This window comes from Cupriavidus sp. PET2-C1 (genome assembly GCF_054515855.1).
Window position 1 is genome coordinate 2,587,105 of the sequence record NZ_CM137259.1, and the last position, 11,540, is coordinate 2,598,644.

The 11,540-nt window shown below is 65.5% G+C and carries 10 protein-coding genes; 5 read left to right on the plus strand and 5 right to left on the minus strand.

Annotated elements, in window-relative coordinates; translation table 11 throughout:
- Nucleotides 1-33 precede the first annotated feature (33 nt).
- Entirely contained in the window at nt 34-1,596 is a 1,563-nt protein-coding gene (locus ACX12D_RS11720) for a methyl-accepting chemotaxis protein (protein WP_459371268.1), read from the minus strand.
- Nucleotides 1,597-1,838: 242 nt separating this feature from the next.
- Between ACX12D_RS11720 and ACX12D_RS11725 the strand changes: the two genes are divergently transcribed.
- A complete protein-coding gene (locus tag ACX12D_RS11725; RefSeq protein WP_459371269.1) occupies nt 1,839-2,735 on the plus strand; it encodes a sterol desaturase family protein in 897 nt (298 codons plus the stop codon).
- Nucleotides 2,736-2,863: 128 nt separating this feature from the next.
- Here the strand turns inward: ACX12D_RS11725 and typA are convergent, their stop codons facing one another.
- Entirely contained in the window at nt 2,864-4,684 is a 1,821-nt protein-coding gene (gene typA / locus ACX12D_RS11730) for a translational GTPase TypA (RefSeq protein ID WP_174428207.1), read from the minus strand.
- A complete protein-coding gene (locus ACX12D_RS11735) occupies nt 4,681-4,863 on the minus strand; it encodes a hypothetical protein (RefSeq protein ID WP_459371270.1) in 183 nt (60 codons plus the stop codon). The genes typA and ACX12D_RS11735 overlap by 4 nt, the downstream gene beginning before the upstream one ends.
- A gap of 44 nt (nt 4,864-4,907) precedes the next feature.
- On the opposite strand from ACX12D_RS11735, the gene ACX12D_RS11740 reads away from it, so the two are divergent.
- From ACX12D_RS11740 to ACX12D_RS11755, 4 genes are all read left to right on the plus strand, one after another.
- Nucleotides 4,908-5,387, plus strand: a complete 480-nt coding sequence (locus ACX12D_RS11740; protein ID WP_441641138.1) for a MarR family winged helix-turn-helix transcriptional regulator — start codon at nt 4,908-4,910, stop codon at nt 5,385-5,387.
- Nucleotides 5,388-5,476: 89 nt separating this feature from the next.
- Complete coding sequence (locus tag ACX12D_RS11745) at nt 5,477-6,997, plus strand: efflux transporter outer membrane subunit (protein ID WP_459371271.1); 1,521 nt, start codon at nt 5,477-5,479, stop codon at nt 6,995-6,997.
- 72 nt (nt 6,998-7,069) lie between these two features.
- Nucleotides 7,070-8,317: an HlyD family secretion protein gene (locus tag ACX12D_RS11750; protein WP_459371272.1), complete on the plus strand. Its 1,248-nt coding sequence runs from the start codon at nt 7,070-7,072 to the stop codon at nt 8,315-8,317.
- Nucleotides 8,318-8,319: 2 nt separating this feature from the next.
- Entirely contained in the window at nt 8,320-9,924 is a 1,605-nt protein-coding gene (locus tag ACX12D_RS11755; protein ID WP_459371273.1) for a DHA2 family efflux MFS transporter permease subunit, read from the plus strand.
- Nucleotides 9,925-10,096: 172 nt separating this feature from the next.
- On the opposite strand, the gene truB is transcribed toward ACX12D_RS11755, so the two are convergent.
- Complete coding sequence (gene truB / locus ACX12D_RS11760) at nt 10,097-11,044, minus strand: tRNA pseudouridine(55) synthase TruB (protein WP_459371274.1); 948 nt, start codon at nt 11,042-11,044, stop codon at nt 10,097-10,099.
- Nucleotides 11,045-11,161: 117 nt separating this feature from the next.
- The gene (gene rbfA / locus ACX12D_RS11765) at nt 11,162-11,530 is read right to left on the minus strand and encodes a 30S ribosome-binding factor RbfA (protein ID WP_006162086.1); all 369 of its coding nucleotides are present in this window, start codon (nt 11,528-11,530) and stop codon (nt 11,162-11,164) included.
- Between the last annotated feature and the right edge of the window lie 10 nt (nt 11,531-11,540).

The following is an 11,540-nucleotide window of genomic DNA, read 5'->3' on the forward strand; positions in this document are numbered from 1 at the left end:
GCACCCCCCTGAGCGGCGTCCGAGGCACTGCCTTCAGGCCACCCGAAATGCCGACATCAGCCCGGTGAGCCGCTGCGCCTGGTCCTCCAGCGAAGCCGCAGCCGCAGCGGCCTGCTCGACCAGCGCGGCGTTCTGCTGGGTCATGCCGTCCATCTGCGCCACCGCCTGGTTGACCTGCTCGATGCCGCGCGATTGCTCATCGGACGCCGAGCTGATGCCGCCCATGATGCCGCTCACGCGGCGCACCGCGCCCACCATTTCCTGCATCACCTGCCCTGCTTGCTCGACCATCTCGCCGCCGGCGCGCACGCGCGACACCGAGTCGCCAATCAGCGTGCGGATCTCCTTGGACGCGCCCGCGCAGCGCTGCGAGAGATCGCGCACATCGCCCGCGACCACCGCGAAGCCTCGTCCGTGCTCGCCGGCCCGCGCGGCTTCCACCGCCGCGTTGAGGGCGAGGATATTGGTCTGGAACGCGATCTTCTCGATCACGTCGATGATGTCGACGATCTTGTTGGCGCTGGCGTCGATCGCCTGCATGGTGCTGGCGACGCGCGCCACCGCGTCGCTGCCACGCTCGGCCAGGCCGGTGGCGCTGCTGGCCAGGTCATTGGCCTCGCGCGCGCTGTCCGCGTTCTGGCGCACCGTGCCCGTGAGCTCCTCCATGCTGGATGCCGTCTCCTCGAGCGACGCGGCCTGCTGCTCCGTGCGTTGCGACAAGTCGCTGTTGCCGCTGGCAATCTGCTTGCTGGCAGCGGCAATGGAATCGGCCCCGCCGCGCACGTCGCTCACCATCGCGGCCAGGCTCTCTTGCATGTGCCCGAGCATGGCAAGCATGCGGCCAGTCTCGCTGCGCTCTGCCTCGGCGCCCGAGCCGGCGCCATCCGCCTTCGCGCCCAGATCGCCGGCGGCGATACGCTCGAAGCGGGCGATGGCGGTATCGAGCGGCCCCACGATGGAGCGGCGCAGGCGCCAGGCCACCACCGTGCTGAAGCACAAGCCAAACCCCAGCACGCCGATCGACAGCGAGCGCAGCGTGGTGTAGCGCTCCTGCGACCCGTGATAGACCTCCAGCGCGCCGGCGAGCTGCAGCTTGCCCAGCTCGGTATTGACGGCGGTGAAAGCGATGTCGAGCTTGGGAATGGTTTCCAGCACGGCGCGCATCACCGCCTCGCGGTCGCCTTGCTTGAGCGCTGCGATCATCGGCGACACACCTTGCGTGAACAACGCCTCGCGCTTGGCGGCGACGTCCGCGGCCGCGCGGGCTTCTTCCGCCGAACGCGGCAGCGCCAGATAGGCCTTCCAGGCCGCATCGGACTGGCGCGCGAACCCCTCCGCGGTATCGGCGCGCGCACGGGCGTCGGCGGGATCGGCGGCGAAGGTGGCCTGGTCGAGCAAGACCCGCACGAGCAACTGGTTGGAACGCGCCTCGGCCAGGTTGACCGCGGCGGAGAGCTGATGCTGGTAGATCTGCCGCGTGGCGTCATTGCTGCGCGACATGCCAAGCCAGCCTACGGCACCGACAATCAGCAACAATGCATTGGTGACGATAGTCAGAATCCACAATCTTGTACCGATAGTCGTGTTGCGAAACATGAAGGCTCCCCGTTGGTTTTAGCGCTGATGCGGCTCCGTTTTTGGCCGCCCCGCTATAACGGCGCCCCTCACCGCTCCTTGACCCCGCGCATGTGGATATTCAGTCGTGCAAAATGGTCAGGAATGCGAATGTGCGTAGTAGGCGGTTTTGGGTGCCTCAGCGTGCGCATTTGGCAACACCGCACGACCGTATAGAGGATCGCCTCCAGGCAAAACCGACAGAATCGGGCAACACTTTGCGCATGACACCGTCAACAATCGATCCCGGCCTGATCCTGCTGGCATTTGCGCCGGTCTTCGTGCTGACCATCGGCGCGGAGGCCTGGTACTGGGCACGCCGTGACCCCGCCATCTACAGCCTGCGCGATACCGCGTCCAATGCCGCGCTGGCGCTGATGCACCAGGCGTCGGACGCGTTCTTCCTGTGGCTGATGGTGCGCACGGTCTACACATGGAGCTACCAGCATGGCCTGAAGGCGATGCCGCAGACGGTCTGGTCGTTCCTGCTCTTGCTGCTGCTGCAGGATTTCCTTTACTACTGGTTTCATCGCGCCAGCCATCGGGTGCGCTGGATGTGGGCTTCGCACGTTACCCATCATTCCTCGGAAGGCATGAATTTCTCGACGGCGTTCCGCCAGAGCCTGACGTATCCGCTCTCGGGCATGTGGCTGTTCTGGATTCCGCTGGCGCTGATCGGCTTCACGCCCGACTGGGTGATCCTGGCGGTGGGGTTGAACCTGGCCTTCCAGTTTTTCGTGCACACCCGGCTGGGCGGCCGCTGGCACCGGCTTGAATGGCTGTTCAATACGCCGTCAGTGCACCGGGTGCACCATGCGCGCAACCCGCAGTACATCGACCGCAACTATGCGGGCGTGCTGACCGTGTGGGACCGCATGTTCGGCTCCTTCGTGCCTGAAGAAGCGCCGCCCGAGTACGGCATCACGCGTCGCATCGCCAGCCATAACCCGATCACGCTCACCTTCCATGAATGGCGCGGCATGTTCGCCGACGCGTGGCGTCATCGCGACCTGCGGCATCTCTGGAAGCCGCCCGAGTGGCGTCATCCGCACGATTCGGCAGCCGGGGATGCGCCGCTGGCCGGCATCCCATCTGGGACGGATCGCAGCCAGGACGCATGATGGCTGGATAGCCTGGATAGGCTGGATCGGCTGGATCGCCAAAACAAAAGTGCCAAGAAAGACAGGCAACAAAAAACCGCGCACAAGGCGCGGTTTTTTGCTGGCAAAGTAGCCTGGGACGAAAACGCTTACACGGATTCGCGCGAAGCACGCTTACGCTCGTGCTCCTTCAGGTGACGCTTGCGCAGACGGATGCTCTTCGGCGTGATTTCCACCAGTTCGTCGTCGGAGATGAACTCCACGGCGTATTCCAGCGACATCTGGATCGGCGTGACCAGGCGCACGGCTTCGTCGGTACCCGAGGCACGCACGTTGGTCAGCTGCTTGCCCTTGATCGGGTTCACAACCAGGTCGTTGTCGCGGCTGTGGATGCCGATGATCATGCCTTCGTACAGCGCATCGCCCGGCTTGACGAACATGCGGCCGCGATCCTGCAGCTTCCACAGCGCGTAGGCCACTGCATCGCCGTCGTCCTGCGAGATCAGCACGCCGTTGTGGCGCTCACCCAGGCCGCCTTCGCGCAGGGGCGCGTAGTCGTCGAAGATGTGGCTGATCAGGCCGGTGCCGCGGGTCAGCGTCAGGAACTCGCCCTGGAAGCCGATCAGGCCACGGGCCGGAACGCGGTACTCGAGGCGGGTACGGCCCTTGCCGTCGGACGCCATGTCGAGCAGTTCGCCCTTGCGGCGGCCCAGCTCTTCCATCACGCTGCCCTGGTGGCCGTCTTCGACGTCCACGGTCAGCAGTTCGTACGGCTCGTGCTTGACGCCGTCGATTTCCTTGAACACCACGCGCGGGCGCGACACGGCCAGCTCGTAGCCTTCGCGGCGCATGTTTTCCAGCAGGATGGTCAGGTGCAGCTCGCCGCGGCCCGACACTTCGAAGATGGTGTCGTCGCCGGTCTCGGCCACGCGCAGCGCCACGTTCGACTTCAGTTCGCGGTCCAGGCGTTCGCGCAGCTGGCGGCTGGTCACGAACTTGCCTTCACGGCCGGCCAGCGGCGACGTGTTGACGCAGAAGTTCATGGTCAGCGTGGGCTCGTCCACCTTCAGCATCGGCAGCGCGTCTTGCGCGTCCGGGGCGCACACGGTGCAGCCAATGCCCAGCTCTTCGATGCCGTTGATCAGCACGATGTCGCCGGCTTCGGCTTCTGCCACGATCTCGCGCTCCAGGCCCTGGAACTTCAGCACCTGGTTGATACGACCCTTGATGGGGTTGCCTTCCGGGCCGAACTTGACCACCACGTCTTGCAGCGAACGGGCGCGGCCACGCGAAATGCGGCCTACACCGATCTTGCCGACATAGCTGTTGTAATCGAGCGAGATGATCTGCAGCTGCAGCGGACCGTCCGGGTTGTCGTCACGGACCGGCACCTTGGCCAGCACGGTCTCGAACAGCGGCTTCATGTCGCCTTCGCGCACGTCGTCGGTCAGGCCGGCGTAGCCGTTCAGGCCGGATGCGTAGATTACCGGGAAATCGAGCTGCTCATCGGTGGCGCCCAGCTTGTCGAACAGGTCGAACGTCTGGTTGATCACCCATTCCGGGCGCGCGCCCGGACGGTCGACCTTGTTGATCACCACGATCGGCTTCAGGCCCAGCGCCAGCGCCTTGCGCGTGACGAAACGGGTCTGCGGCATCGGGCCTTCGACAGCGTCAACCAGCAGCAGCACGCCGTCAACCATCGACAGCACGCGCTCCACTTCACCGCCGAAGTCGGCGTGGCCAGGGGTATCGACGATATTGATGTGGGTGCCGTTGTATTCGACAGCACAGTTCTTCGCGAGGATGGTGATCCCGCGTTCCTTTTCAATGTCGTTCGAGTCCATCACGCGCTCGACCATTTGCTGGTTGTCGCGGAAGGTGCCTGCCTGGCGCAGGAGTTGGTCGACCAGAGTGGTCTTGCCATGATCGACGTGAGCGATGATGGCGATATTGCGGATGGCGCGGGTCATTGCAGCGTCTCGCTTTGGGGCTGAGCATCAAAAGATAACCCGAAATTATAGCATGCTGCGGCGCAAAACCCGAGGACGACGTTGGGAAGCTTCCCAAGCCGCCGCCCCGCCACAAACTCAATTATTGCGATATCCGCAATAGCAAATTGACGTCCTTGCAGATCGGCGAACGTGAACATATAGTTGCCATGGCAAACATTGCACCGACAAGCACCGAGCCGAGATGTCCGAGCAGAGCCAGCCCATTTCCGACGAAGCCTTCCCATTCGACCCGGCCGAGTACCGCATGGGCGAGAGCATCGGCTATCTGATGGCGCGCGCCAAGAGCTTGCTGTCGCACGGCGTGGAACAGGAGGTCGATGGCCTGGATATCACGCACGCCCAGGCCACCTGCCTGATGATGCTGGCCGCCGGACGTGGCAGCACGGTGACTGACCTTGGCCGGGAACTCAATTGCGATATGGGTTCGGTCACGCGCCTGCTCAGCCGCCTGGAAAAGCGCGGCCTGATCGAGCGCCAGCGCAGCGATGCCGACCGGCGCGTGGTCGACCTGTCGATCACGCCTGCCGGCCAGATCCTCGTGGACCAGTTGCCCCAGATCTACTGCCGCGTGCTGAACCGGCATTTCCGTGGCTTCTCCGAAGCCGAACTGCAGACCTTCCGCTCGATGCTGCACCGGATCATCGGCAACAACAGCGGGTAGCGGCCAGGCTTGGCGGCCAGCGGCGCCATTGGCGCCACGATCTCTCAAATACAAGAACAAACACTAACGCTCTATCGCAGGGCACCCAGATGAACCAAGCTCTCTCTTCTTTTTCCGCTTTGTCGCCGCGCGCGCGCGCGGAGGGCCGCCGGGCCGCCGCGCTGGTGCTGACCGCACTGGCGGCCGCGGTGCTGGCGGGCTGCGCCGCGTTCGGCAACTCGCACAGCACGCAGACCGTTACCGCGCCGGCCTCGCTCGCCAGCGCCCAGGCCCTTCCCTCGCAGCATGGCCAGTGGCCTTCGCTTGACTGGGTCGACCAGTTCAAGGACCCGCAACTGCGCGCCCTGGTCGACGAGGCGGTCAAGGACAGCCCCAACCTGCAAGCCGCTTTCGCGCGCGTGGAAGCCTCCCGCGCGATGGCGGACGCCACGCGCAGCGCGCTGTACCCGCACGTCGACTTTGACGGCAGCCTGGTGCGCCAGCGCTTCTCGCAAACGGACCTGTTCGAAGGCACGCCGCTGGCCGGCTCGTGGCAAAACCAGTCGCGCCTGCAGGCCGGGCTCTCCTATGATTTCGACTTCTGGGGCAAGAACCGCAAGGCGCTCGAAGCCGCGCTGTCCGACGACCGCGCCGCCGAGGCCGAAAGCCAGGCTTCGCGCCTGATCCTCACCACGTCGGTCGCCCGCGCCTATGCGCGCCTGGCCGCCTTGTACGCGCAACGCGACGTGGCCGAGCGCGCCATTGCCCAGCGCCGCGGCCTGAGCGACCTGTCACGCGACCGGCTCAACGCCGGCCTGGACACGCAGGTCGAAACCACGCAGGCACGCGGCACGGTGGCATCGGCACAGACCGACCTGCTGCGCGTGGATGAAGACATCCTGCTGGCGCGCAACCAGCTCGCCGCGCTGCTGGGCAAGGGCCCGGACCGCGGCCTGGCGATCCAGCGCCCGACCATCCTGGCGCAAAGCACGCCGCTGCTGCCGGACAACCTCACCATCGATCTGCTGGGCCGCCGCCCGGACCTGGTTGCCGCACGCTGGCGCGTGGAGGCCACCAGCAAGGATATCGAGGTGGCGCGCACGGAATTCCTGCCGGCCGTCACCTTGTCCGCATTTGCCGGCGTTGCGTCGCTGGACCCATCCAACCTGCTGATGGGCATCAGCCGGACCTTTGGCATCGGCCCGGCGATCAGCCTGCCGATCTTCGAGGGCGGCAAGCTGCGCGCCAACCTGAAGGGCAAGTACGCGCAATACGACCTCGCCGTGGCCAACTACAACCAGGCACTGGTCGATGCGCTGCGCGAAACCGCCGACACGGTGAGCAGCATCCGCAGCGTGGACACGCAGATCACGGCCCAGCGCGAGGCGCTGGCTCTCGCCGAGCGTGCCTACGCACTGTCCACCATCCGCTACAAGGCCGGGCTGGGCACCCAGCTCACGGTGCTCAATGCCGAAAGCAACGTGCTGCAGCAGCGCCGCCTTGCCACCGACCTGCAGGCGCGCCGCCTGGACCTGCAGATGGGCCTGATGAAGGCGCTCGGCGGGGGTTACCAGGAGCAAGCCGAAGGCGCCGGGACGGATGCGCAGAAGCCAGCCGAGGCACGCGGCTAAACGGTTAGGTGGCTACGGCAAAGCAGCCGGAAGAACAACGAGCAGTACCGACAGCATTCTTAAAAGACGATCATGAGCGATAACAAGCAAGCGGCCCAGACTCCCGCCTCCCCGGCGGCGCCCGTCAACAACAACGGCAAGCGCAAGCGCCTGCTGCTCTCGCTGACCGCCGCGGTAGTGGTGGCCGGCGTGGCCTACGGCATCTACTGGGGCGTGTACGCGCGCCACTTCGAGAGCACCGACGACGCGTATGTCGCGGGCAACGTGGTGCAGGTCACCCCGCTGGTCGGCGGCACCGTGATTTCGATCGCGGCCGACGACACGCAGCTGGTCACCGCGGGCCAGCCCCTGATCCAGCTCGACCGCGCCGACTCGCAGGTCGCCATGGAGCAGGCCGAGGCGCAACTGGCGCAAGCCGTGCGTGAAGTGCGCACGCTCTACGTCAATAACGGCTCGCTGGCGGCCAACGTGACCATGCGCGAAGCCGATGTGGCCAAGGCGCGTGAAGATCTCAAGCGCCGCGAGGCCATCGCCGGCTCCGGCGCGGTTTCGGGCGAAGAAATCTCCCACGCGCAGACCGCCCTCACGGCCGCGCAATCGGCACTGCTGGCCACGCGCGAGCAACTGGCATCCAACAAGGTGCTGACCGACCAGACCACGGTGGAGAAGCACCCCAATGTGCAGCGCGCCGCCGCCAACCTGCGTGCCGCCTATCTCGCGTTCGCACGCTCGACGCTGCCCGCGCCGGTGACCGGCTACGTGGCCAAGCGCTCGGTGCAGGTCGGCCAGCGCGTGGCCCCGGGGGCGCCACTGATGGCCGTGGTGCCGCTCGACCAGGTGTGGATCGACGCCAACTTCAAGGAAGTGCAGATCACGCATATGCGCGTGGGCCAGCCGGTCACGCTGGAGGCCGACCTGTACGGCTCCAAGGTGACCTACAACGGCAAGGTGGAAGGCTTCTCGGCCGGCACCGGCTCGGCCTTCTCGCTGCTGCCGGCGCAGAACGCCACCGGCAACTGGATCAAGGTGGTGCAACGCCTGCCGGTGCGCATCGCGCTGGACCCGCAGCAACTCAAGGACCACCCGCTGCGGGTTGGCCTGTCGATGAACGTGACGGTGGATGTGCGCAAGGAAGAAGGCGCGGCCATGACCAACGCCACGGTTGCGCGCCCGATGCAGACCGACGTCTATGAGAAGGTCGCGCAGGACGCCGACGCGCTGATCGCCCGCATCATCTCGCTGAACAACGGCGGCCGCCAGGCGGCCGAGCCCATGGCAGCACCAGTGTCGTCGGCCGGCGCCAAGCCCGCCAACACCTGAACATGGCTACCTCCCTCCCCGCGCGCGACGGCGCCTCGCCTGGCTCAACAGCGCCAGCGGCGCGCCCCGCCGCGCCAGTGCCGTTGTCGGGCGCAAAGCTGATCGTCGGCACGATCGCGCTGTCGCTGGCCACGTTCATGAACGTGCTCGACTCCTCGATCGCCAACGTATCGATCCCGGCCATCTCGGGCGACCTTGGCGTGGCGCCCAACCAGGGCACTTGGGTCATCACCTCGTTCGCCGTGGCCAATGCCATCTCGGTGCCGTTGACCGGATGGATGACCACGCGCTTCGGGGCGGTGCGGCTGTTCATCACTTCGATCCTGCTGTTCGTGATCTCGTCGTGGCTGTGCGGTGTCGCGCCCAACCTCGAAGTGCTGCTGGCCGCGCGCGTGCTGCAAGGCGCCGTGGCGGGGCCGATGATTCCGCTGTCGCAATCGCTGCTGCTGTCGAGCTACCCGCCGCAGAAGAGCACCATGGCGCTCGCCCTATGGGGCATGACCACGCTGGTGGCGCCGATCATGGGGCCGCTGCTGGGCGGCTGGATCTCGGACAACATGACCTGGCCGTGGATCTTCTACATCAACATCCCGGTGGGCCTGGGCGCCGCCTATGCGACCTGGTCGATCTACCGCGACCGCGAGACGCCGATCAAGATCCTGCCGATCGACCGGATCGGGCTGGCGCTGCTGGTGATCTGGGTAGGCTCGATGCAGCTCATGCTCGACAAGGGCAAGGAGCTCGACTGGTTCCACTCGACTTCGATCGTCGTGTTGACGGTAGTGGCCATTGTGGGCTTCCTGTTCTTCCTGATCTGGGAGAGCTACGAGAAGCATCCGATCGTCGATATCACCTTGTTCAAGGGACGTAACTTCAGCGCGGGGGTGGTGGCCATCTCGGTGGCCTACGGCCTGTTCTTCGGCAACCTGGTGATCCTGCCGCTGTGGCTGCAGACCATCGTCGGCTATACCGCGACGGATGCCGGCATCGTGATGGCGCCGGTCGGGATCTTCGCCATCCTGCTGTCGCCGCTGATCGGCAAGAACCTGCCCAGGATGGATGCGCGCTGGGTCGCGACCCTCGCCTTCGTCACCTTTGGCGTGGTCAGCCTGATGCGCTCGGGATTCACCTTGCAGGTCGATACCCGCACGCTGATGATCCCGACGCTGATCCAGGGCGCGGCGATGGCGATGTTCTTCATCCCGCTGACCTCGATCATCCTGTCGGGCCAGCCACCGGAGAAGATCCCGTCGGCCTCCGGGGTGTCCAACTTCGTGCGGATCACGTTCGGTGCGATCGGTGCGTCGATCTCGACCACCATCTGGGAAAACCGCACGGCGCTGCATCACGCGCAACTGGTTGAACAGGTCAACCCGTACAATGCGACCTATCTCGACCAGCTCAACCACCTGATGCAACTGGGCATGAGCCAGGCCCAGGCCAACGGCCAGATCGAGCGCAGCATTTCGCAGCAGGCGGCCATGCTGGGCGCGAACGATATCTTCTGGATCTCGGGCGTGCTGTTCTTCGTGCTGATTGTCTTTGTCTGGCTGACCAAGCCGAAGAAGGGGGGCGATCTGGACGCCTCCGCGGCCGGGGCACACTAGCTTGCATTAGCTGCACTAAGTCCACGCGCTGCACAGCGAGGCCGATGCCGTCACAGGCATCGGCCTCGTGCTTTCCGGCTCATCGTCAATATCAATAGCACCACGTAGCCCGGCTTTCTTGTCGGATGCAGCCGCATTGGCCGCATTAGCCGCATTAGCCGCATTAGCCGCGTTAGAGCTTGACCAGCCGCTCGGGCCGCAAGGCGCCTTCACGCATGCGCGCCACGCCAAGCAAGCGGCGCGGCTCGCCGCCATAGACACTGGCGAGTTCGTCTTCCGCCAGCGCCACGCCCGCCGGCAAATCACGTTGCGCGATGCGCTGGCCCTGCAGGAAGCGCGCCATCGCGGCCTCGTCGAGCGTCACCGCTACGCAGCGCTGCAACAGCGCATCGACCGGCGCAAGCATGCCGGGGCGCTCCTCGTCGGCGCGCTGCTCGATCTGCTCCAGCGTGACCGCGCCGTCCAGGCTCAGGTCGCCTACCGCCGTACGGCGCAAGCCGGTCAGGTGCGCGCCACACCCAAGCGCCTCGCCGATGTCCTCGGCCAGGGTGCGGATATAGGTGCCCTTGCTGCAGGTCACGCGCATGCTGAAGGTAGGCGCCTGCGGCAGCCCGCAATCGAGCAGCGTGATCTCGTGGATGGTAACGCGGCGCGCGGCGCGCTCCACGGTCTGGCCAGCACGCGCGTATTCGTACAGCGGACGTCCGTCCTTCTTCAGTGCGGAATGCATCGGCGGCACCTGCTCGATTTCGCCCGCGAAGCGCTGCATTGCAGTGCGAAGCGCCTCGATATCGCAGGTTACCGGACGCTCGGCGATCACCTCGCCCTCGGCGTCGCCGGTCGCGGTCTTGAGGCCCAGGCGCACGGTGGCTTCGTACGTCTTGTCGGCCTCTAGCAGGTCCTGCGAGAACTTGGTCGCCTCGCCAAAGCACAGCGGCAGCAAGCCGGTGGCCAGCGGATCGAGCGTCCCGGTATGTCCTGCCTTTAGCGCGCGCAGCATGCGCTTGGCACGCACCAGCGCGTCGTTGGACGAAAGGCCGAGCGGCTTGTCGAGCAGCAGCACGCCATGCACCTCGCGGCGCGGTTGCCGGGGCGGGCGATTGGTTTTGGGATGGGTCATGACGGGAAGCTATGTGACGCCGGCAAGGCTTTGGGGCCGGGCGCGACAGACAGGGACAAGGGAGACGCGAAGCAATCAGCGCGAACAAGAAAACGGCCCGTGGTTACGGGCCGTCTTTCAGTCTTCTTTTGCGCGTGTGGAGTTGGCTTCTTTGATCAGCTTGGACATCTCGATCGCTTGTTCCACCGAGGTATCGTGGAAGAAGCGCAGCGTTGGCACGGTATGGATATGCAGCCGCTTGTAGAGCAGCGAATGCAGGTAACCGGACTTTTCGTTGAGGATGCCCTCCACTTCCGCGGCATCAGCCGCCAGGACGGTGAAGTACACCTTGGCGTGCGCGTAGTCGGGGGTCAGCGTGACCGACTGCAATGTGACGAGCCCCAGGCGGGGATCGCGCAGCTCACGCTGGATCATCTCGGCCAGGTCGCGCTGGATCTGGTCGGAAATCCGGAGATTACGAGAGGAGATATTGCCTTTCTTGGCCATTCAATACGCT